The organism is Duganella callida, assembly GCF_004614165.1.
GTDB classification, from domain to species: Bacteria; Pseudomonadota; Gammaproteobacteria; order Burkholderiales; family Burkholderiaceae_D; genus Rugamonas; species Rugamonas callida.
Genome location: NZ_SPVG01000245.1, coordinates 54513 through 76116 on the forward strand (window position 1 = coordinate 54513; position 21604 = coordinate 76116).

Sequence of the window (21604 nt, forward strand, 5' to 3'; positions counted from 1 at the left end):
TCTATGTCCAAGGTCAACGACAAATCATCAGCCGTCGCGGCCATGGAGGGCGACTGGGCGAAGATCGACGCTTTGGTGGGCGGCACGAAGGCGATGCGTGCTGCCGGCACGGACTTCTTACCTAAGTTTCCAGCCGAGAGTCAAGAAGCTTACGACTTCCGCAAGAAAACCAGCACGCTGTACAACGCGACCGGCCGCACCATCGAGAACATGGCGGCCAAGCCGTTCGCCGAGGCGACGACCGTGCGCGATATCGAAGAGCCGGGTAAGACGTGGCTCGAAAACATCGATTTGTGCGGTAACAACGTGACCGTGTTCGCGCACAAGCTGCTGCAGGCGGGCTTGGCGTACGGCCTGACGCACATCCTGGTCGACATGCCCACCACCGTCGATAAAGACGGCAAAGCGCTGTACCCGACCAAGGCGGCGGAGCAGTCTGCAGGCGTGCGGCCGTACCTGGTGCACATCACCCCGAAGCAGATCCTCGGCTGGCGCAGCACGCGCGGCGCCGACGGACAGGAATCGCTGGCGATGCTGCGCTTCATGGAATCGGTCGAAGAGAACAATGGCGAGTTCGGTACCAAGACCATCGCGCAGATTCGCGTGCTGACGCCGACGACCTGGGCTACCTACCGTAAGGTTGAAAAGCCGACCAGCGGCCAGGCCGCCGAAGAATGGTCGTTGGACAAATCTGGCCCAGTCTCGCTGGGCAAAGTGCCGCTGGTGACCTTCTACACGAAGCGCACCGGCTTCATGACCGCCGTTCCGCCGCTGCTGGACATGGCGGACCTGAACATCAAGCACTGGCAGTCGTCGAGCGATCAGGATTCGATCCTGCACACCGCGCGCGTGCCGGTCTTGGCCATCTCCGGCGTGCAGGACGACGACAAGATCGAGATCGGACCGAAAGCCTTCCTGCGGCTGCCGATCGGTGCTGAGGCCAAATACATCGAGCACTCCGGCGCGGCGATCGAGGCCGGCCGCCTGTCGCTGAAGGATCTGGAAGACCAGATGCGCGCCATGGGCGCCGAGCTGTTGGTGGAATCTCAGGTGGCCACGACCGCCACGCAGAACAACATCGAGGACGGCGAGGCCAAAAGCCAGTTGAAGCTGATGGTTGAGGGCGAAGAGGATGCGCTGGACAACGCCATCACACTGATGCACGAGTGGGTGGGCCTGGAGTTCAAGGGCAAGACCGACATCTTCAAGGACTTCTCGTCCGATGCGATCCTGGCCGCGGCGGCGCCGTTTGTCCTGTCGCTGGTGCAGCTGGTGAACAACCGCCTGATGTCGAAAGAGGACGCGTTCAACGAAATGCGCCGCTACGGCATCATCAATCCGGACCTGGTCTGGGCCGACGTGCAGGAGCGCATCGCCGCCGAGCCGCCGGAGTTCGACATGGGCATGCTTGGCGCGCCAACTCCCAGCTCGGCGCCCGCACCGGCACCGGCTGCTGACTAATGAGCGCGCTCGAGCAGTGGCTGCTGGAGGTGCTGCTGGCCAACGGCGTCAACATGCTGCGCGCCGAGGCCGAAATCAAGGCCAAGGTGATCGCGCTGCTGGTGCTGATGCAAAAGGACATCGTCGCGCTGCTGGCGAACGCGGTGGAGATGTCCGACGCCGGCAAGCAGGCGAAGGCGGCCGTGCTGCGCGAATCGAACGCGCTGATTGCCAAATATTACGGTCAGGCGCAGCTGCAGATGGACCTGCGCGCGGTCGCCGAAGTCGAAGCGCTGGGCGTCAAGAAGGCGCTGACCAGCGTGATCGGCCGCGCGGCGCCGGGCGAGATCAGCGCGGCTGTGCGCATGGGTATCGGCATCCCGACCGAGGGTTACCTGAAGAAGCTGGCCAGCGACATCCTCATCCAAGGCTCGCCCGCGAAGAACTGGTGGTTGCGCCAGCAGCAGGACACGCAGTTCAAGGTCGCCAACCAAATCCGGATCGGCGCCGCCCAGGGTGAGACGAACGCGCAGATCATCAAGCGCATCGTTGGCGAAGAGGTCAAGGTTAAGCCGGCGCCCGCCGCGCCGACGGCGAAAGGTCCGGCGGTACCCGAAATCGTGCCGGGCCACCCGGGCGTCTTGCCGCTGGCGCGCAAGAATGCGGCAGCCGTTGTGCAAACCAGTATGACAACGGTCGCCGCCGCCGCGCGCCGCGCCACGCTCGAACTGAACCGCGATATCACCAACGGCATCATGCAGGTGAGCACGCTGGACAGCCACACCAGCCTGACGTGCATCGCTTACAGCGGCGCGCAGTGGGATTGGGACTACCGGCCGATCAACGGCAACAAGCTGGAATACAACGGTGGCGTGCCGCGGCATTGGAACTGCCGTAGCGCCGAGGTGGCGATCATGAAGACGCTACGCGAGATGGGCATCGACATGGACGATCCGGATCCTGGCCAGCGCGCCTCGGCCGCCGGCCCGCTCAGTGCGAAGACCACCTTTGCCGACTTCCTCAAGGTGATGGGGCCGGCCTACCAAGACGAGACGCTGGGCAAGGGTAGGGCAGAGCTGTTCCGCGCCGGAAAGCTGACGCCGGCGCAGTTAGTGGACATGAGCGGCCGGCCGCTGTCGCTGGAAAAGCTGCGGGAGGCGTACGCGAACTGAGGTAGAATCGGGGCATGACCTTCGATGCCAAAACCTTACTTACCGCGCCGCTCCCGCCTGATCTGACGGTCGATAGGCTTGCGGTGGCGATCAAACACCTGCAGGAGCTGGGCCTCGGTGGTGCCACGATCAAGTTGCCCGATGGCGCCCCGCTGGGCGGTGTGGAGCTGGTGGCGCAGGGCGCTGAACCCGCCCATATCGTCTTCAAGCAAACGACCGGCGCCCGAGAGTGCGAACACGACTTTCAGCGCAGAGACATGTCGATGCCTAGGCCAGACGGAACACAGTCCCTTTACTACGCTTGCAAGCACTGCGGCTTGCGCAGGGAGCAAGTCATAGAAGCATAAGCAACCCGCCCAGGCGGGTTTTTTTACGTCTCAACGAAGGCCGCCCGGGCAACCTGGTGGCTTTTTTATTGCCGCAAGCGGATGCGACGCGGCGCAACGGCCGGACGGCCATCGATAGGGCGGATGCCCGGAAAGACCTCACCATGCCATTCAAAACCGATGCCAACGGCGCCATCGTGATCGACGCCGAAAAGAAACTGCCGATTTTCGTTCACACGAACGGCACCGAAGCGCCGTTCGACGCGGACGCCACGCTGGGCACCATCACCCGCCTGAACGGCGAGGCGAAGGGGCACCGTGAAGCCAAGGAAGCAGCGGAAGCGCGGCTGAAAGGCTTCGAAGGCATCGAAGACGGCGAGGCCGCACGCAAAGCGCTGGAAACCGTCAAAAGCCTGTCTGCTGGCGACCTGAAGACTGCCGCGCAGGTGCAGGAAATCAAGGACGCGGCCGCCCGCGCCGCGCAGGAGCAAGTCGCTGCCGCAGCCAAGGCCAGCGCCACCCAGATTCAAGAACTGACCGCGACGCTGGATAAGCGCACCGCAGAACTGAACAACCATATGGTCGGCGGCGGCTTCTCGGGCTCCAAGCTGCTGAGCGACGACAAGCACCCAATGCGCCTGGCCATCCCCGCTGAGATGGCCCGCGCCTACTTCGGCGGAAATTTCAAGGTCGAAGACGGCAAGATCGTGCCGTACGACGCTGCCGGCAACAAGATCTACTCTCCGACCCGCCCCGGCGAAGTCGCCGACTTCGACGAAGGCCTCGCTCAGCTGGTGCAGGCGTGCCCGTTCAAGGACCAGATCCTGAAGGGCTCCGGCGCATCCGGCAGCGGCGCCCATCAAAGCGGCAAGTCGGGCAGTGGCGGCAAGCGTGAAATTACGCGCGCCCAGTTCGACGGCATGGACGCCGGCGCCCGCCAGGCCGCCATCAAGGAAGGCGCCGTGTTCGTGGACTGAGCCCCTGCCGTCGGCAGCAATTTAAGTAATGCAGCTGCCATGACCCGGATGGGGATTGGTGTTTTGGGCTGGATGGCCTAACAAATCTGACAACTCAACTCACTCGATAAGGCTCGCTTCGGCGGGCCTTTTTTCATCTCCGAAAGGTTTTAACATGGGTGCACTCACTCTGACTGGTCTGATCCCAACCATCTACGAAGCGATGGATGTCGTGTCGCGCGAGAAAATTGGTTTCATCACCGCGGTATCGCAGGACTTCAGCGCCGAACGTGCCGCGCTGAATCAGACCATCAGCTCGCCGGTCGTCGGCGCGATGGTGGCGGAAGACCTGACCCCGAGCCCATTCGCGCAAGACACGCCGAACCAATCGATCGGCAAGGTCGACATGACCATCTCGAAGTCCCGCTCGGTACCTTTCGGCATCACCGGCGAGGAGACCAAGGGCCTGCAATCGGCCGGCACGCTGGTGCAGATCAACCGTGACCGCATCGCCCAGGCGATCCGTACGCTGAGCAACGAAATGGAAGTGGACCTGTACACTGAACTGTACAAGTCGGCCAGCCGCAGCTACGGCACCGCCGGCACCACGCCGTTCGGAACTGCCAGCGATTTCTCGGACTTCGCCGGCATGAACGAGATTCTGGACGAGAACGGCGCGCCGGACTCGGATCGCCACCTGGTGCTGGGCTCGGCTGCGATCCGCAACATTCGCGGCAAGCAGGCGGTGCTGTTCAAGGCGAACGAAGCTGGTACCGAAGACCTGCTGCGTCGCGGCATCATCGGCCAAGTTGAAGGCCTGGACATCCACCAGTCGGCGGCCATCAAAGGCACCGTCGCCGTCGGTACCGGCGCCTCGGCGACGACCAACACCGCAGGCTACGCGGTCGGCGCCACCGTGATCACCCTGGCCGCCGCGGGTACCGGCGCGATCCTGGCTGGCGACTTTGTGCAGTTCGCCGGCGACTCGCGCAAATACCTGCTGGACGCCGGCAACGCCAACGTTTCGGCCGGCGGCACCATCACGCTGTCCGAACCGGGCCTGCTGCAGGCTATTCCGCCGTCGGCGACGGCCGTCACCGTCGTGGCCGCCGCGACCCGCAACATCGCGTTCCACCGCACCGCGATCCAGCTGGCGACCCGCGCGCCGGCCATGCCGGAAGGTGGCGACTGCGCCGATGACGTGATGATGGTGACCGATCCAATCACCAAGATCACCTACGAGTTCGCGCTGTATCGCCAAAAGCGTCAGGTGCGTTACGAGGTCAACCTGGCGTGGGGCAAGAAGCTGATCGCCAAGCGCCACTCGGGCATCCTGCTGGGCTAATCCACCCGGCCCGGCTGCTGCGCGCCGCTGGGCCTCACCGCGAGTTCATCATGACCACCATCAAAATCAAATCCACCGACCCGGACAGCCAGGGTCCATTCGTCATCATCGAGAAGGCGGACTTCAATCCGGACAAGCACGAGCTGTTCGAAGGCGAGAGCCTGGGTGATGGCACCGGCGCGGTCGGCCTGGGCGGCGACGGCGTGCCCACCCTGGCCGAACTGATGTCGGGCGCCAAGCAGTTGCAGGCCCGCAAAGAGCAGCTGGACGACTTCGAAATGCACCTGAACCAGCGCGCCAGTCTGCTGGATGAGCGCGAGCAGGCGGTGCTGGCGCGTGAGCAGGCCAACGAAGCGGAAGCGCTGCGCCTGGCCGCGCTGGCTGCCGCTGGCACCACCTCGGCGCCAACCGATCCCGCGGCAATGAGCAAAGAGCAGCTGCACGCTGCTCTGGACGCCAAGGGCACCAAGTACCCGGCAGCCGCAAACAAGGCTGAGCTGGTCGCGCTGCTGACTGGCGCCTGATCGATGCAATCCCGCCCGCCGCGCGCGGGCTTTCTCCATTCTGCAACCGAGATAGCCAATGTCCAAACTTACCACGATCCGCGCAGGTGAACTCCCCAAAACCGTGACTCTGCCTGCCGGGCGGGTTTTGATGTTGGATGGCTATGAAAGCGCAAGCGGCATCGCGTACCAGCTTGATCCGAGTCTTGGTGGCACGAACTCGGTTCGTTCTTGGCCGCTAAGTGCTGGCGGCGCACCGAAGATCGGCCCGTTTGCGGACGAGCAGCGCTTCTTGATTTCGTGCGCAACGGGCGCTTTCGAAGTGTCCCACGGGTTGCCGGCTCTGTATCCGGCTGCCTCAGCCTTTCCGAATTCTGGTGTTTCTAGCGGCAATATCGCCACCCGCATGCTTACGGGGCGTGTGGCGAACGTCGTCAACAATGCGACCGGCTATTCCTGGGAGATGACTTTATCGTTTGCCGCGCCGATCGATGCGATCCGCTGGATTTTTGGACAGTCCCGCAAGGCCGGCGTTGCGTCGGACGCGCCGACCTTCCTGGCCACAGCTTACGCGGCGGATTCCTTTGCGGACATCGATGCGGCCACGTTCACTCAATTCCTCTCCGCCGGCGGCAACAGCACGATGACTCTGGCCGCGCCGTCGACTGATTCCAACATCGTCTATACGGTTACCGATTGGCTGCGCCAGCCATCGAAAAAACGCACGGACGGCGGCCGTGGTGCACTACACTCCTGCCGCGCTTGGGTCAGCGGCGGCAACCGTATCGTCTTGCTCGGCGACGGCACTGATTCGTTCGATAACTGGGCCTCGCGGCCGGGCTCCGGTCCGCAGGCACGCATTAGGCGCACTACTGCCGGGGGCAACGCAACTAATGCCGCCTTCGCCGGCTCGCTCGCATCGTCGTGCCCAATTTTGGGCGCGCAGATCGTCTCTCAGGGTCGGGTCTACACCATCGGCGAATGGGGTGATTCGAACAATGAGCGCCGCGACCAGTTTATCGGCGAGGGCTTGTGCCTGCCGATGGCTGAGAAGATAAATGGCCTGAACCTGGGCTTTACGGTTGAGGCAATGTCCTGCGGCTGGTCCGGCGCGTCCACGAACGTTTGGCAAGCCAACATCAAAGCTGCGTTCGCTGCTGGCTTGATTCCAGACGTCGCAATGTACAAAATGTTTTCTGGCAACGATATCGCATCGACGATCGCGCAATCAGACATCGACCTCATGCGTAGCCGTTTCGCTCTGCGCCTGGCCGACACCTTCGCCGGCGCCAAATGCCGTCCATGGTTGTTTGACTTCCAACCCTATAATAGCGACCAGAAGCCATTCGGTGCCACGGATATCGTGCGGCTCGGCGCCAACTCCGCACTCGCCGCCACCGGCTTTGACATCATCAACCAAAGCGCGATCGTGTCGGGCGCGGTGGATGGGACAGGTCAGACGCAGTTGGCGGATGGCATGTTCATCGGTGACCGCATTCACTACAGCGCCAAGGCGTACAACGCGATGGTTGAAGCAAATTACCGCCGAGGGATTGAGTTGTTGACCTGCGCGTGAGTAAGCTCGTTAGGCTAAATTACGACCGTGTCGCTTCATCTTTGTCAGATCATCACGCATAGTTGCCCACGCCTCCTTCAGTTCAGATAGTGCTTTGATACGTCCAGCTTCGTCTTGAATGACAGATCGTATTGCTTTGAGGTCTGGCTCTGACCCGAATAGATCGCCAAATGCCGTTTCAATTTCCGGAACACATTCCCAAGCTGCTTCGAGTGCTTCCTCCGCCGATGTACCCAGGTCGACATACCTCTCGGCAAGTGGGTGAATTACTCCGATGCAGTAAAACATGCGATGCGCAGCCTCTGGATGCGTCCGAGTGTTCGCCCCCGGCCACTCCCTTGGATTTAACAAGCGAAAGAACGAATAGGCGACGCGAGCCGTAGTCCTATAGCATGCGATGGGTGTTGAGAATAGTTCGTGTCTATTAAGAACTTCAGGCAATATCAAATGTCCAGAAATATCATTTGACTTGATGTACTGCGCGATAGGCAAGTACTGCCGACGTCGATCAAGCAATTCTAAGAGTAGGTACTGGACCGCTGCGCTATCGGCGTCCATTTCGAGCGCGCGCCTTTGTAAATATATGTCGGTATTTTGTGCGTCAGAATCCATTTCCTGTATTTGGTTCTTGCCAGTGATCTTTTGAAGCCACCTAGTATGTCCATTATTAATGTGTGCAAATTCGTGATAGATGAGAAATTCTACGGCGAGGCAGGCGAACTGACTTGCGTACTCTCGTCGTTTGGGGTCTTCCGGCTGTACAGCTAGCGCCGCTGAGGTGCGAGCAAGATCAGAAAATGACTCTAGTCTAGCCTTAGTCGTTTCTTCTGGTGATGTCTTTGAAAATTCGGAAAATACCTTTGGATTGCAAAATATTCTATAAAAATAATTGAATATAGTCGAAATGGCGATACTATTCACACCAATAAAATCAAAGCCATTTTTCTCATCAGGCGATGAATACGCGAATGCATTTATCCGGTCACCGTTAAGCACGTCAAAGTAAATTGGGCGCAATTTGTCGGTAAACCATCTATGCGCTAAAATAGATACATAATTACTTATTCCGGCCTTGCATGAATTAATTAATTCATCGAAGCTTTTCGAAACGCCCGTTGGCGAAAATCTGCCGCCGCTTTGAGATATTAGATCTTCGAGTTCGTCGTTCGTCTGCATTTTTCCTCCTCCTATTGCGTGCTGTTACCAAAGAGCTATACCAATGCTAACTGAAACCGGCACCGGCCTGCCAAATGCCGAAAGCTACATCAGCGTCGCCGACGCGACCGCGCACCACGCCGCAATGGGCAACGCCGCCTGGGCCGCGTTGGCCAGCGACGACCTGCGCGAGCAGGCGCTGCGCCGCGCCACGGCCTACATGCAGCAGACCTATCGCGCTCGCTGGAAGGGTATGCGCACGACCAGCAGCCAGGCGCTGGACTGGCCGCGCTACGACGTGGAGCTCGATGACGTTGGCTATGGCCGCTACGCTTCGATCCTGCCGTCCAACGTTGTGCCGGCCGAGGTGCGCACCGCGTGCGCCGACCTGGCGCTGCGGGCGGCGACCGGCGTCGAATTGTCGCCGGACCTCGATCGCACGATTACTCGCGAGACCGTCGGCCCGATTACCACCGAGTACGAGAACGGCGCGCCCGAGGCGCCGCGCTTCCGGTCGGTGGATCGCATGCTGGCGCCGTACCTGTGCGGCTCGAGCCTTTCGGGTCGGATGGTGCGCGGATGACGATCATTGCATGGGACGGTAAAACGCTGGCCGCCGACAAGCAGAGCACCTGCGCCGGGCACGCCTCGACCGTCACAAAAATCCATCGCACACAGACTGGCCTTGTCGGCTTCGCAGGCAAGGCGTCGCACGCCCGCGCGCTGCTGGAATGGTTTAACGCTGGGGCGCCATTGGAGCGCTGGCCCGCCAGTCCCGATAGGGATAACTGGGCCGATGCGATTGTCGTTTGCCCGAGTGGCGAAGTACGCGAATATGTCGGCAATGGCGGCGGCCACTACGAACTGGTGGAAGATGCATTCTGCGCCATGGGCGGTGGTCGTGATTATGCGCTGGCAGCTATGTATCTCGGGAAGTCTGCCCGAGAGGCGGTTGAGGTCGCCTGTGCGCTCGACATCACGTGCGGCATGGGCATCGATACGCTGGAGCTGGAATGACCGACTATACCGCCACCGCGCGCCGCGCCGACAAGACGCTGCGGCGAACCGGTCAGTTGCTCGAGTTGACGCTGAAGCAGCCGGGCGTCTACGCCGGCGGCGCCAAGCAACCGGGCGTGCCGATCACTAAGCATGCCTGGGGCATAGAAACCGGCGTCACCGCGCACGACCTGGGCGTCGGCGCCATCAACGGCAGCCTGATCAAGTCCGGTGACCGCAAGATCCTGATGTCAGCCTTCGATGACGCCGGCGCCGCGCTGCCGGAGCCGAAGGTTGAGGATCTGGTGCTGGCTGGCGGCGTGAAGTACGCCATCAAGAACATCGACAAGGTGGCGCCGGCCGGCGTGGTGGTGATGTGGCAGCTGGTGGCGCGGATCTGATGAGCACTTTCGCACTGCAGATAAGCGCTTGGGTGGAGAAGACGAAGAGCAATGCTGATCAGGTGACCAGGTATGCGTTGATGGAGATCGACAAACGCATCATCAACCGCTCCCCGGTTGGTGATCCAAAGTACTGGAAGCACAACCCGAATGCTCCGAAAGTGTTCGGAAAGTTTGGCGCAACCGGACCGAAAAAAGACTGGCAACTGGGCTTTCTGAGCGGCGAGACATCGTCGTATCGCATGGGCGGCGCAGGGTATGTCGGCGGCCGTTTTCGAGCAAATTGGCAGATGTCGATCGGCACTCCGGCCGGCGGCGTCCTTGATGCGATCGACCAAGACGGCAAGGCAACCTTGGACTCGCATGCCATCGTCGTATCAATAGCAAAAGCGGGCCAGGTCTTCTACCTAATGAACAACCTGCCGTACGCGCAGTGCATCGAGCGCGGCTGGTCGCGCCAGGCGCCGGTCGGCGTCGTGGCGTTGACCGTGGTGGAGTGGAACAATATCGTCAACGACGCCGTCAACGGTGTGCGCGCCGGCACCAGCGTCGCCGACTTCAAGCAGGGATACGAGAGTTACGGCCTATGACCGATCCGATCATCAACATCCGCGACGCACTGGAGGAGGCGCTGGCCAGCGTCGATCCGGCCATCGACATCGTGCACCAAGGCGAGGGCTACGAGCCGCTGCCGGACCGCCCGTACTGTGAAGCGTACCTGCTGCCCGGCCAGCCGAACAACGCCACGGTCGGCGCCGGCTTCTACCAGGAGCAGGGCATTTTCCAGGTCACGCTGAAATATCCGGATGGGATAGGCACCCTGGAGTGTGCAACCCGCGCCGGCCTCTTGCGGGCACTGTTCAAGCGCGGCGCCACCTTCAGCTCAGGCGGCGTCGACGTGCAGATCGATCGCACGCCGGAGTTGTCCGCCGGCTCGTCGGAGGACGGCCACTGGCGCCAAGACGTGCGCATCCGCTGGCACGCCGATATCTTCACCTGATTCACCACCCAAGCCGCCGCAAGGCGGTTTTTCATTTCTGGCTCGCCATGTGCGGGCCTTTTTTATTTCCGAAAGGCTTTTCACATGGCAACCACTGCAAATGGTATTGACAGCCTGCTGGTGCTGGCGAAGCAGACCGCCGAGGGCACCCAGGCGCTGGCCGGCAACGGCAAGTTGTACCCGCGCGTCACCGCCACCTTCGACACCGAGGCCGACAAGTATAGTTCGAACGAGATCGATCCGAGCCAGCAGCAGAGCGACACGCGTCTGGGCAACTTCCGCGTGGCTGGCGCACTGAACGCGGAAGCCTCCTGCGGCACGTACGCCGACCTGATCGCCGCGCTGCTGCGCCGCGACTTCACCGTCGCTGGCACCACCGCCGCAGCAGCCACCATCGCCGCGGTAGCCGATGGCTTTACCCGTAGCGCCGGCTCGTTCATCACCGACGGCCACCGGGCTGGTACCGTCGTGCGCATTACCGGCTTCGCTGCGCCAGCCGCCGCGAACAACGGCAAGAATTTCTTCCTGACCGCTGTCACCCCGACGAAGCTGTCCGGTCAATATCTGGACGGCAGCAGCATCGTGACCAAGGCGGCCGGCGACAACGTGGCGATCGCCGCGCCGGGCAAGCGCACCTTCACGCCGCTGACCGGCCACACTCGCGACTTTTTCACCTCCGAGGTACAGGACCCCGGCATTTCCGTGAACCGTGTGTTCGTCGATAACTTTGTCAGCAAAGGTGATCTGTCGATCCAGCCGAACGGCCTGACCACGCTGAACTTTACCCTGATGGGCAAAAAAGAGCTCGACACGACGCCGGCGCCGTACTTCGCAGCACCCGCCGCGCCGCCGGGTACCGGTAAGTTTTCTGGCGCCACCGCCATGCTGTCGGTCGCCGGAATTCCGTCGCAAATTTGCACTGGCATGTCAATCAGCATCGACGGCCAGGGCAAGCTCGACAGCGTGATCGGCACCAAATACGCCACTGCTGTCTCGCGCGGCAAGATCGCCGGCACCGGCCAGTTCACGGTGATGCTGCAAGACAGCGCCTACCTGGATTACTTCAAGGAAGAGATCGAGGTACCGCTGGCGTATGTCATGGCAGCAGGCAGTGGTCCGCTGGCCGACTGCATGGCCATCTCGGCTGGCCGCATCAAGATCACCTCGGCGAAGGTGGATGACGGCGAGAAAAACAAAATCGTCACCTGCGCTTTTGACATTTTGCGTTCCCGCGCAACGGACATCCAGTTCGACAGCACCACCGTCGCCTGGCAGGACACGACCCTGTAATTCACCGCCGGCGCCGCCGGTAATCCCTTTTGGCGTAAGCCATCACCAGCACCGACCGGTCGCTGTCGCCTTTCGCGGGGCGCGGCGGCCGGCACGGGCACCTATATTCCCGCGAAAGGCAACACCATGAACACTGCTCAAACCATCATCGCCACCGGCTTCGATATCTCCGCCCTGACCGCAGCGCCGGCCGATCCGGCAACCTTCAACGTTGACCTGATCTTCAACGCCGACGGCGACGCGGTCAGCGGCCTGATCTGCGTCGGCAAGAACAGCCACCAATACCAGGAGATCACGAAGACCATTCGCGCCGAGAACCTGAAGCGCGGCGCGCGCACCGGTACCGCTATCGACACCAAGACCGACGAAGGCGCCGCGCTGGCAGTCGACCTGTCGAACGAAAACGCCAAGCGCATCGCGTTGGCCGTCACCGTTGGCTGGTTCGGCTTCACCAGCGCAGGCGCGCCGGCGCCGTTCGACAAAAACCTGATCAAAGCTGGCTTCGATAGCCGCCCGACCTGGGTGGACGCGGTGACGGCCGGCCTGGAAAAAGACGCAAATTTTTCGAAGCTCTTGCCCAAAGCCTCCTCGACTTCGCCGGCCACCAGTTCCAACGGCTAAGCAAGGCCGCTGACGGCAATTCGAAGGGGGATCACCTTGACGCCGCAAAGCGTCACCCCTTCTACAAGGCGGAGGTGGCGCCGGATCCTCCACGCTGCCCCTACGAGCTGACCGACCTGTGGGAATGGTTCACCACGCTGAATCGCCGGCGTCAGGCCGGCATGGCGCTGAATCCGCTTTCGAGCGATGAGGTGTTGAAGTGGTGCGCGCGTCAGCGACTCAGCTTGAGTCCCTACGAGCACACCCTGATTGACCGGCTGGACGACCTGTATTTGTCGTACCAGAACCAGAAAGAATCCGCATGACCGATATCGCTTCGCTGGGCCTCGAGATCAACACCTCGCAGGTCACCCAGGCTAATGCTGAGCTGGACAAGTTCACGGACGCTGCAAAGCGCGTGGACGAGGCCGTCAACAAGGTCAAGCCGTCGGTCGATGGTGCCAGCACGGCCATCGATCAACTGGGGGAAACCAGCGAGCGAACCGGTCAGCGCGTGCGAGTGAGCAACGGCCAGATGAACGATACGGCCGAAATCATGCGCCGCGCCGCTGAGCAGGCCCGGCTGCTCGAGCAGGCCAACGATGCTTACCTGAAGTCACTGCAGCGCGAGATCGACGTGTTCGGTCTCTCGCGTGAAGAGCTGGCGCGCTACACGGCCGCCGAGCGCGGTCTGGCCCAGGCCACGCAGGATCGCGCCGCCGTGCTGGGCGCCAGCATCGACGCCATGCATCGCGAGGAGCAGGCCGCCCGCGAGCTCGCGGCTGCCGAAGACCGGGCGACGGCAGCCGCCGATTCCTTCATCAAGAAGCTGCAGGAGCAGGTGGCGACGCAGAACCTGACCACGAAGGAGCTGCTCGCGCACCGCGCTGCGCAGCTGGGTGTCGCCGACGCCGCGGCGCCGCTGATCGCCCAGGTCAAGGACGCCGGCCACCACATGGATGACTTCTCGCTGTCGACCGTTGGCGCGCGCCGCGAACTGCTGGTGCTGGCGCACGAGCTCAGCCAGGGCAACTTCCAGAAGTTCGGCGGCTCGATGATGGTGCTGGGTGAGCAGACCGGCGCCGCTGGGTTGCTGTTCAGTGCCGCCGGCGTGGCAATTGCTGGCGTGGTCGGCGTCCTTGGTCTGGTTGGTTACGCTGCCGTCAAGGGCGCGCTGGATCAAAAGCACATGAACGATGCGCTCATTATGACGGGCAATTATGCCGGCGTGACGGCGGATCAATTAAATGACCTCGCGCATGCCGCAGCTGCCGCCGGCGGAAGCATCGGCGAAGCCAAGAAAGTTGCCACTGAACTCGCGGCGAGCGGCAAATTCTCCGGCGAGCAGATCGGCTACATCACGGAGGCGACCGTCGCTTGGGAGCATGCCACCGGCAAGTCCACGGATAGCATCATCAAGGACTTCGAGAAGTTGGCGGTTCAGGGCTATGGGAACAGTGCGCGAGCAACGGAAATGGTCTCGAAGCGCGCTCTCGAGCTCAACGACCAGTATCACTTCTTGACCGAGGCCGTCTACGAGCAAATTCGCGCCCTCGAAAAAGAGGGTGACGCCCGCGCCGCCTCGTCCCTTGCGTTGAAAACAATGTCGGACGTGACCAAGGAGCGCGCCGAAAGCATTACCGAAAATCTCGGCACCATCGCGCGCTACTGGAATGCCGTGAAGCACGAGGTGGGCGGTGTCATCGACTACCTGGGTGACCTTGGGAAAAAGACTACGCCCGCCATGGAGGTTGCGCGGCTTACAAAAGAGATTGCTCAGATCGACAATGGCCAGTATGCCGCTATCAATGGTGGCGACCGATCTTCGTATGACCAGCGCACGCTCGCCGCGATCCGCGCAGCCGACGTAAGGGCACTGACGAAAGCGCAAGCTGAGCTGAATGCAGTTAATGAGAAAGCTGCCGCGGATCGCGACAAGGCCATCGTCCAGTCGGATGGCGCGCATGCCGCCTCGCGGATCCTGCAGGACAACCAGAAGCTGGAAGCCAAGAACCTCAGCGAACTGGATATTAAGCTTCGCCAGTACGGGGAGGATCTCGCCAAGGTTGCCGCAGCAAATCCTGACAGCCCGCTACTGGGGCAGGATGCCGTCAACGAGCACACCGCCGCGCTGATCAAGGCGCACTCCAAGCCTGAGAAGGGACAGGACGACCGCGCGAAGGTATTGCAAGATCGGCTGCAAAACGAACAGGCTGCGCTGGACGCTGAGAAGCGCATTTACGACTCACGCGACAAGATGCTGGCTGTCTATCACGAAAAATTTGGTCTGTCGGACGATGCATTCTATGCCGGCCGTGCTGCGGCGCGCGCGGATTACCTCGCGGCCGAAGCGATCACGTATGCCAAAGAAACCGCGCTGGTCCAGGCGTCTTTGGCCGCAGCGAAGAATCCAGCCGAAGTCGCCGCGGCGAAGTCGAAATACGACCAGCTCACTGCCGCGCACCAGAAGTTCGTGGACGACATGCGCACCGTGGGCGGTGAAGATTCCATCAACGCTGCGGCTAATGTCGAGAAGTCCTATCAGGACGCGATCAAGGGCGTGCAGGCACTTGGCATCGCCGAAGGTAAGCGAGTGGACGATGCGATCGACAAGCAGAAGCTGCACAACGCCGAGATCGGCAAATCCAAGGATCAGATCGAATTGGCGAAACAAGCCGCTATCGATCTGGAGACTGTGCAGCTGGCCAGCGACGCCGACTACCTGCGCGACGCCATGAACAAGATGGACTTGGACGAGAAGAGCCTGGCCATCTACACGATGCGGCTGAGCTATCTGGATGATGAGGTCGCGAAGCGCCGCCAGCTGTCCCAGATGCTGGCTGATGCGGCGGTGCTGCAAGCGAATGCCGATGCGGCAAAGAAGGCTGCGCACGAATGGGACGATACCGCCAAGCACGTCAGCAGCACGCTGGCCGACGCGATCGCCAACGGCGGCGGCAACGCCTGGAAGAAGTTGAAGGCGCAGATCATTCAGCTGGGCCTGGAGGTGCCGATCCAGTTCGCCGCCAACGGCATCGCATCGCTGCTGAACCCAGGCGCACCACAGGCCGCCGGCGCCGGCAACGGCCTGCTGAGCGCCGCCGGAAACGCCAGTTCGATTTACAACACGGTGACCGGCAAGAGCCTGGGCGGGCTGACCGGCACGCTCGGCAGCGGCATCGCTGCTATCGGCAACGGCATCGGCTCGTCCAGCCTGAGCGCCTTCGGCGCCGGCTTTGCCAACGTTGGCGGCGAAGCCATGTCGGCCGCCGAAACCTTCAGTGCCGCCGGCATGACCGCAGAGGCGAGCGCCGCGTCGCTTGGCTCGGCGATCAGCACCGCGCTACCGTACGTCGGCGCCGCCATTGTCGCCTACAAGGTGCTCGACAAGCTTTTCTCGGATGGCCCCGAGTCCGACACGCGCCTGACCTTCAACAGCAACAACTCCGCCGGCAACATCTCGATCAACGAGCGCGGCAACGAGGGCAAAAACGACAGCTATATCGCCGGCGCCAGCACCACGTCGTCGTTCGGCACCTTCGGCGTGTCGAGCACCTTCTGGGCGCCGGCCGAGTCGGAGACGGTGCAGAACTTCGTCAAGACAGTCGGCATGGCCGACGACGCGCTTGCCAAGTACCTGACCACGTCCGAGAAGTCCAACGTCACTTCGTACCTGACCGGCAAGACCGATACCGCGCACGTCGGCGCCGAGGGCCAGATCGGCTCGGCGGAGGCAGGCGCCGCGCTGTCGAAGGTGTTCAACGACCGCATCATGAACATCCTCGAGGGAATTGAGCCGGGTCTGTCGAAGCTGGAAGATGGCTTCTCGGGTACGTCGGCCGAGCTGGCGACCGAAGTGCAGAACCTGCTGGCCTACCGCGCCGCGCTGCGCGACTCCGGTGAGGCAGTATTCGGCGCGCAGGTGACGCTGCAGCAGATCGCCGCGTTGAAGGCGCCGAGCGAGTCCACCGCCGCCGCGCTGACCCGCATCACCAATGAGTTCAATGCGACGAACCAGGTGGCGCAGATCCTCGGCAAGGACATGTCGACCGCGTTCGGGGCTGCCGGCCTGGCCAGCGAGGCCGCCCGGGCGCAGATCATCCTGCTGTCCGGCGGCCTGGACGCCTTCACCTCACAGGCCAGCTCGTTCGCACAGAACTATCTGAGCGATGCCGAGCGCCTGGCGCCGATCGCCAAGCAGCTGGACGAGCAGCTCGCCGCCCTTGGCCTGACCACTATCCCGCAGACGAAAGATCAGTTCAAGCAACTGGTGATGGGACTGGACCTGAGCAGCGAAAGCGGCCAGAAACTGTACGCGGGCCTGATGGGGTTGCAGGATGCGTTCGCACAGGTGCACGCCAGCGAGAAGTCGGCCGCCGATATCGCCAGCGAGCGTGCGGACCTGCAGAATAAGTTGGACGAGTTGACGATGACTCAGGCGCAGTTGGCCGAGAAGGCGCGCAACGCGATCGACGCGCACAACCTGGCGCTCTACGACCAGGTGGTCGCGGCGCAGGCGGCGAAGGATGCCGCCGAGGCTGCCGCTGAGGCGACGAAAGCGGCGGCTGACGCCGCGAAAGATGCTGCGCAAGCGCTGCTCGACACGGCCGGCCAGGCATATTCTGATCTTCAGACGGTCGTCGGCCGGGAGAAGGACAAGCTCAACGCAATTTACCAGACGGCCGCCGACGGCCTGCAATCGAGCATCGACGGCGTGACCGCCTCGGTCAGCAAGTTGCAAAGCCTGTCTCAGACGCTGCATTCGACGCTCGACGCTATGTCGGTGCCGGGGCAAGAGAAGGCGGACCGTCAAGCGGCGCAGGCGCAGCTCGAGGCGGCGCTGGCCATCGCGAAGGCCGGCGGTCCGCTGCCGGACGCCGACAGCATCAAGAACGCCTTGGCCACGGTTGGCAAGGATGCTTCGGGTCAGTTCGGCTCCTATCTGGACTACCAGCGCGATCTGTACCGCACGAAGAACACCGTGGGCGCTCTGGCCGGCTACACCGACACCCAACTGTCCACCGACCAGCTGACGCTGAAGACGCTGCAGGACCAGAAAACGCTGCTGGATAAAAACCATGCGGCCGATCTGGCAAAGCTGGACCAGATGCTTGACCAGGGCAAGGCGCAGCTTGACGCGCTTAACGGCGTCAGCACGGCGCTGATGTCGATCCCACAGGCATTGGCAGCACTGGCATCGTCCATCACTGCAGCGATGAATAACAGCATCGCTGCTGCTGGCTCCATCACCCAGAACGCCTACCAGCAATATCTCGGCCGTCCGGCGAGCACCAGCGAGGTCGACTACTGGAAGGGGCAAGCCGGGAACGGAGTGGACGTGAAGGATGCGATCGCCGAATCGAACGAGGCCAAGATCCAAGAGCTCTACAAAACACTGCTTGGCCGTACCGGCGAAGCGGCCGGCGTGGATTCCTGGGAAGCATCGCTTGCGGCGGGTGCCACCTGGGATCAGATCAAGCAGGGATTCCTCGACAGCGACGAGTACAAGAAGTTGCATCCGTTCGCGGTTGGTACGAACTCGGTGCCGCAGGACATGCCGGCGTACATCCACAAGGACGAGCGAATCATCCCGGCCGCCGACAACCGCGAGCTGATGGCGCGCCTGCGCACACCTGGTGCGGGCAATGCCGAGTTGATCGCTGAAGTGCGCGCGCTGCGCGCCGAGATGCGCGAACTTAAGGCGGCGGCCGCCAGTACCGCCGAAAACACCGGCGACGTTGCCAAGGTGATCAAGCGCGTCGCCGGGCGCGGCGACTTTATTGCAGTGAAGGAGTTTGCTTAATGCGCGTGACCGCTCCCATCGAAATCACCGATGCGATGCTGGTGAGTAGCACGATCGTGGAGACGCCGCCGGCGATGCATGCCATGGGCACAACGTACGCCGCCGGCGCGACGGCCGCCACTGGCACCGTCGGAGGCGTGATCACCGTCTGGAAATCCCTCCAGGCGGCGAATACCGGTCATGCTCCGGCCACCAGCCCGACGTGGTGGCAGAACATCGGCGCCACATACGCTGTCTACGATCCAGCCGCGACCTACGGCTTGGGCGACCGTGTGATCGATCCAGTGGCGCATCTGGTGTACGAGTCTGAAGTCGCGGGCAATCACGGTCAGCCGCTCACGGGCGGCACGGCCTGGCTGGTGATCGGACCGACGAACAAAAGAGCCTCATTCGATAACTTGCGCAACACGCAGACAGAGGCGCCAGTCGATATTGTGCAGACCATTCAGCTGACTGACCGAGCGTCGTCGATCGCGGTCATCGGCCTCGACGCACGCACCGTGACGGTGACCCAGACAGTCGGCGGCGTGCAGAAGTACTCGGTCACAGCCAACCTCAGCAAACGCAAGAGCCGCAGTTGGAAAGAATGGTTCTTCGGTTTGTTCAAAAGCCGAACCAGCGTGCAGTACTTCGATTTGCCACCATATCGGAATGCGCAGATCACGGTGACCGTGGCCAAGCCTGGGTCCGGGCGGCGGGCGGTGGGCGGCATCCTGATCGGCAATGCGGTCTACATCGGCGATGTCCAGTACGAGCCGACATCGGACCACCTCAACTTTTCGAATATCGAACGCGACAAGTTCGGGAACTTGACGCTCGAACCGGAGCGCTCGGTGCCGAAGGTCGACATGACCGTATGGTTCGACAAGAGTCTGACAAGCCAAATTCTCGAACTGCGCGAACTGCTCAACGGCCGGCCGGCGGTATGGTCGGGCCTGGATGATTTCACGCTCGACTACTTCGAGCCTCTTTTTATTTTCGGTATTCACAAGGAGTTCAGCTTGAACCTGAAGGGCTTTGACTACGGCGTGATCACGCTGCAAGTGGAGGAGATGTAATGACGATAACTGCACCAGTGCACGCCGATGTGCTCCCGGAAGGCCCGAGCATCGATGATCCGGACAACTTCGATGAGGAGGCGGATCTTTTTGTCGCTGATCTTCGGCCGTTCGGCATTCAAATGAACGCGCTCAGCGACAATGTCTACGCCAACGCGCTGGCGACGAAGGATCTGGCCGACGCAGCAGCCGCCAGCGCGAGCACGGCGACTGACCAGGCCGGCACCGCCACCACCCAGGCGGGCATTGCTACTACCAAGGCCAGTATCGCCACTACCAAGGCGCAGGAGGCATCCGACAGTGCGACGGCGGCGGCCAATTCGGCGACGGGCCTGATCGCCACCAGCACCTCCTCGGTCGTTCTCGGCAACGGTTCCAAAGTGTTTGCCGTCGCGACCGGAAAGCAGTTCACGGCCGGCGTGGTGCTGCAGATGGTGAGCGTCGGCACGCCGACGGCGCGTATGTTCGGCACCGCCGCGTCGTATGTTGGGACCACGCTGACCGCGACCGTCACGCAGACCGAAGGCCCTGCCGGCACGTATAACGACTGGGTGATCGCTCCTGGTGGTGCACAAGGCCCGACCGGCGGCACCGCCGGCGGCTCGCTGACCGGTCCACTGAATGCAAAGAAGGGCGCCGCGCCAGCCAGCTCGGCGACGCCGGACGTGTGGAACGCTGGCGGTAACTATGTTCCCATCACACAGACCGCCGCGATCACTGGCTTGCCGAATGCGCCGCAGGCCGGCGCCGCGCGCACGCTGAAAGCGGAATCCACCTTCCCGGTCGTCAGCAGCGCCAACTTCTTCGTGCATGGCGGGTCGACCGCGATCAATCCGGGCGATGAACTGGACATTGTGGCTGATACCGTCTCGACCTTCCTGGTGACGGTACGCCGCAATACCGGCACTGGTAACGGCGGCAGCTGGCGCAATGTGGAGATCCTGCTCGGCTCGACCGTCTGGACGGCCAAGGTGTCCGGCCTGCACCGAATCATCCTGGTTGCCGGATGCGGTTCTGGCGGCTTGGCCATCGGTTCGAGCGGCGCTCGAGTTGCTGCAAGCGGCGGTTCGGGCGGCGGCTTGGTGATCAAAGATTTCTACGCGAATGCCGGCGATGCTTACACTCTCGTGCTGGGCGCGCGTGGCGCAGGGGTGACGTTGGTGATGCAGACTGGCAACCAAACGTTGAGCGGTAACGATGCGGCAGACAGTACCTTTACGGGCAATGGCGTATCGCTGGTGGCCGGGGGCGGCAAAAAAGGTGTGGGCAGCGTGGCTACGTCAGGAAACGCCGTCGCCGTCGGCGCCGTCGGCGGCACCGCGTCAGGCGGCGACTTCAACTTTTCGGGCGGACCGTCCGGAACCGCGACCGCATCCGCGCCTTCTGTCAACGCAGTTGCCGCCACTGGCGGCGCAGTTGTGACATGGCGCGGAACACCGTATTCCAGCGGTACGGTGACGACCACCGGCACCGGTGGTGGCGGTAACCAATATGCTTCTGGTGGCGCAGGTGTGGGCGGGAAGAGTGGGGATGTTATCGGTTCTGATCTGGGGCAAGCGGCGAGCGGCGGTGCTGGCGCCAACGGACCTTCCAGCAACGTGACGACACCCGGACTTTTTGTCGGCGGCCCCGGAATAGACACAAACTTCAGTTCGGTTGTGTATATGGCTCCGTTACGATTTACCGGCCAAGGAACACAGGCGGATATTTCGAGTTCTCTTGCAGCAAGTAGTGGCGCCGGAAGTGGCGCGGTAATTGGCACAACCGCCTCCAGGCAAACCGGCCAAACTGACCACTTTGGCGGAACTGGCGGACTGGCGGCCTCGAACGGCAGCAGCGGATTAACCTTTACGAGCGGCACCGCAAACTATGGCGGCGCGAGCGGCGGCGTAGCTTTTTCCAGCAATTCCATCGTCAGCGTGACGGTCACGTCCGGCGCCGGTGGTGCCGCTTTCGCCATCATTCAAGCACCGTGAGGATCAA

19 protein-coding genes are annotated in these 21604 nt (G+C 62.2%); 18 read left to right on the plus strand and 1 reads right to left on the minus strand.

The window, feature by feature from the left end; translation table 11 throughout:
- Window positions 1-3: 3 nt before the first annotated feature.
- The 7 genes from E4L98_RS25020 to E4L98_RS25050 all read left to right on the plus strand — a co-directional run bounded on the left by E4L98_RS25020 (window position 4) and on the right by E4L98_RS25050 (window position 7318).
- Window positions 4-1461 (plus strand): DUF4055 domain-containing protein, encoded by a 1458-nt coding sequence (locus E4L98_RS25020; RefSeq protein ID WP_135204242.1) that lies wholly within the window; start codon window positions 4-6, stop codon window positions 1459-1461.
- Window positions 1461-2612, plus strand: coding sequence for a hypothetical protein (locus tag E4L98_RS25025; RefSeq protein WP_135204243.1), 1152 nt, complete (start codon window positions 1461-1463; stop codon window positions 2610-2612). The genes E4L98_RS25020 and E4L98_RS25025 overlap by 1 nt, the downstream gene beginning before the upstream one ends.
- 14 nt (window positions 2613-2626) lie before the next feature.
- Window positions 2627-2959 carry a hypothetical protein gene (locus E4L98_RS25030; protein WP_135204244.1) on the plus strand — a complete coding sequence of 111 codons (333 nt, stop codon included), beginning with the start codon at window positions 2627-2629 and terminating at the stop codon, window positions 2957-2959.
- A 143-nt stretch (window positions 2960-3102) separates the two neighbouring features.
- Window positions 3103-3915, plus strand: coding sequence for a DUF6651 domain-containing protein (locus tag E4L98_RS25035; RefSeq protein ID WP_135204245.1), 813 nt, complete (start codon window positions 3103-3105; stop codon window positions 3913-3915).
- Between the two features lie 154 nt (window positions 3916-4069).
- Window positions 4070-5239, plus strand: a complete 1170-nt coding sequence (locus E4L98_RS25040) for a major capsid protein (protein ID WP_135204246.1) — start codon at window positions 4070-4072, stop codon at window positions 5237-5239.
- A gap of 50 nt (window positions 5240-5289) precedes the next feature.
- On the plus strand, window positions 5290-5763 hold the full coding sequence (locus tag E4L98_RS25045) for a hypothetical protein (protein ID WP_135204247.1): 474 nt from the start codon (window positions 5290-5292) through the stop codon (window positions 5761-5763).
- Window positions 5764-5821: 58 nt separating this feature from the next.
- Window positions 5822-7318, plus strand: a complete 1497-nt coding sequence (locus E4L98_RS25050; RefSeq protein WP_135204248.1) for a hypothetical protein — start codon at window positions 5822-5824, stop codon at window positions 7316-7318.
- A gap of 9 nt (window positions 7319-7327) precedes the next feature.
- Here E4L98_RS25050 and E4L98_RS25055 read toward each other — a convergent pair whose 3' ends face one another.
- Window positions 7328-8494 carry a phage exclusion protein Lit family protein gene (locus E4L98_RS25055; RefSeq protein ID WP_135204249.1) on the minus strand — a complete coding sequence of 389 codons (1167 nt, stop codon included), beginning with the start codon at window positions 8492-8494 and terminating at the stop codon, window positions 7328-7330.
- Window positions 8495-8537: 43 nt separating this feature from the next.
- Between E4L98_RS25055 and E4L98_RS25060 the strand changes: the two genes are divergently transcribed.
- The 11 genes from E4L98_RS25060 (at window position 8538) to E4L98_RS25110 (ending at window position 21597) form a co-directional block, all read left to right on the plus strand.
- Window positions 8538-9056 (plus strand): DnaT-like ssDNA-binding protein, encoded by a 519-nt coding sequence (locus E4L98_RS25060; protein ID WP_135204250.1) that lies wholly within the window; start codon window positions 8538-8540, stop codon window positions 9054-9056.
- Window positions 9053-9490, plus strand: coding sequence for a hypothetical protein (locus E4L98_RS25065; RefSeq protein WP_135204251.1), 438 nt, complete (start codon window positions 9053-9055; stop codon window positions 9488-9490). Before E4L98_RS25060 ends, E4L98_RS25065 begins: the two co-directional genes overlap by 4 nt.
- Window positions 9487-9870: a hypothetical protein gene (locus E4L98_RS25070; protein WP_135204252.1), complete on the plus strand. Its 384-nt coding sequence runs from the start codon at window positions 9487-9489 to the stop codon at window positions 9868-9870. Before E4L98_RS25065 ends, E4L98_RS25070 begins: the two co-directional genes overlap by 4 nt.
- Window positions 9870-10460, plus strand: a complete 591-nt coding sequence (locus E4L98_RS25075) for a hypothetical protein (RefSeq protein ID WP_135204253.1) — start codon at window positions 9870-9872, stop codon at window positions 10458-10460. The genes E4L98_RS25070 and E4L98_RS25075 overlap by 1 nt, the downstream gene beginning before the upstream one ends.
- The gene (locus tag E4L98_RS25080) at window positions 10457-10870 is read left to right on the plus strand and encodes a phage tail terminator-like protein (RefSeq protein ID WP_135204254.1); all 414 of its coding nucleotides are present in this window, start codon (window positions 10457-10459) and stop codon (window positions 10868-10870) included. Before E4L98_RS25075 ends, E4L98_RS25080 begins: the two co-directional genes overlap by 4 nt.
- 84 nt (window positions 10871-10954) lie before the next feature.
- The gene (locus tag E4L98_RS25085; RefSeq protein WP_135204255.1) at window positions 10955-12160 is read left to right on the plus strand and encodes a phage tail tube protein; all 1206 of its coding nucleotides are present in this window, start codon (window positions 10955-10957) and stop codon (window positions 12158-12160) included.
- 126 nt (window positions 12161-12286) lie between these two features.
- Window positions 12287-12781 (plus strand): hypothetical protein, encoded by a 495-nt coding sequence (locus tag E4L98_RS25090; RefSeq protein ID WP_135204256.1) that lies wholly within the window; start codon window positions 12287-12289, stop codon window positions 12779-12781.
- Between the two features lie 74 nt (window positions 12782-12855).
- Window positions 12856-13086 (plus strand): phage tail assembly chaperone, encoded by a 231-nt coding sequence (locus E4L98_RS25095; protein ID WP_135204257.1) that lies wholly within the window; start codon window positions 12856-12858, stop codon window positions 13084-13086.
- Complete coding sequence (locus tag E4L98_RS25100; RefSeq protein ID WP_135204258.1) at window positions 13083-18563, plus strand: phage tail length tape measure family protein; 5481 nt, start codon at window positions 13083-13085, stop codon at window positions 18561-18563. Before E4L98_RS25095 ends, E4L98_RS25100 begins: the two co-directional genes overlap by 4 nt.
- Window positions 18563-19621: a hypothetical protein gene (locus E4L98_RS25105; protein WP_135204259.1), complete on the plus strand. Its 1059-nt coding sequence runs from the start codon at window positions 18563-18565 to the stop codon at window positions 19619-19621. Before E4L98_RS25100 ends, E4L98_RS25105 begins: the two co-directional genes overlap by 1 nt.
- Window positions 19621-21597 carry a hypothetical protein gene (locus E4L98_RS25110; protein ID WP_135204260.1) on the plus strand — a complete coding sequence of 659 codons (1977 nt, stop codon included), beginning with the start codon at window positions 19621-19623 and terminating at the stop codon, window positions 21595-21597. Before E4L98_RS25105 ends, E4L98_RS25110 begins: the two co-directional genes overlap by 1 nt.
- The last annotated feature ends 7 nt before the right edge of the window (window positions 21598-21604 follow it).

Coding starts and splice junctions, on each gene's coding strand:
- E4L98_RS25050 (WP_135204248.1), top strand. CDS start 5,822: ATGTCCAAACTTACCACGATCCGCGCAGGTGAACTCCCCAAAACCGTG.
- E4L98_RS25055 (WP_135204249.1), bottom strand. CDS start 8,494: ATGCAGACGAACGACGAACTCGAAGATCTAATATCTCAAAGCGGCGGC.
- E4L98_RS25085 (WP_135204255.1), top strand. CDS start 10,955: ATGGCAACCACTGCAAATGGTATTGACAGCCTGCTGGTGCTGGCGAAG.
- E4L98_RS25035 (WP_135204245.1), top strand. CDS start 3,103: ATGCCATTCAAAACCGATGCCAACGGCGCCATCGTGATCGACGCCGAA.
- E4L98_RS25030 (WP_135204244.1), top strand. CDS start 2,627: ATGACCTTCGATGCCAAAACCTTACTTACCGCGCCGCTCCCGCCTGAT.
- E4L98_RS25040 (WP_135204246.1), top strand. CDS start 4,070: ATGGGTGCACTCACTCTGACTGGTCTGATCCCAACCATCTACGAAGCG.
- E4L98_RS25025 (WP_135204243.1), top strand. CDS start 1,461: ATGAGCGCGCTCGAGCAGTGGCTGCTGGAGGTGCTGCTGGCCAACGGC.
- E4L98_RS25070 (WP_135204252.1), top strand. CDS start 9,487: ATGACCGACTATACCGCCACCGCGCGCCGCGCCGACAAGACGCTGCGG.
- E4L98_RS25060 (WP_135204250.1), top strand. CDS start 8,538: ATGCTAACTGAAACCGGCACCGGCCTGCCAAATGCCGAAAGCTACATC.
- E4L98_RS25100 (WP_135204258.1), top strand. CDS start 13,083: ATGACCGATATCGCTTCGCTGGGCCTCGAGATCAACACCTCGCAGGTC.
- E4L98_RS25075 (WP_135204253.1), top strand. CDS start 9,870: ATGAGCACTTTCGCACTGCAGATAAGCGCTTGGGTGGAGAAGACGAAG.
- E4L98_RS25090 (WP_135204256.1), top strand. CDS start 12,287: ATGAACACTGCTCAAACCATCATCGCCACCGGCTTCGATATCTCCGCC.
- E4L98_RS25065 (WP_135204251.1), top strand. CDS start 9,053: ATGACGATCATTGCATGGGACGGTAAAACGCTGGCCGCCGACAAGCAG.
- E4L98_RS25080 (WP_135204254.1), top strand. CDS start 10,457: ATGACCGATCCGATCATCAACATCCGCGACGCACTGGAGGAGGCGCTG.
- E4L98_RS25105 (WP_135204259.1), top strand. CDS start 18,563: ATGCGCGTGACCGCTCCCATCGAAATCACCGATGCGATGCTGGTGAGT.
- E4L98_RS25020 (WP_135204242.1), top strand. CDS start 4: ATGTCCAAGGTCAACGACAAATCATCAGCCGTCGCGGCCATGGAGGGC.
- E4L98_RS25045 (WP_135204247.1), top strand. CDS start 5,290: ATGACCACCATCAAAATCAAATCCACCGACCCGGACAGCCAGGGTCCA.
- E4L98_RS25110 (WP_135204260.1), top strand. CDS start 19,621: ATGACGATAACTGCACCAGTGCACGCCGATGTGCTCCCGGAAGGCCCG.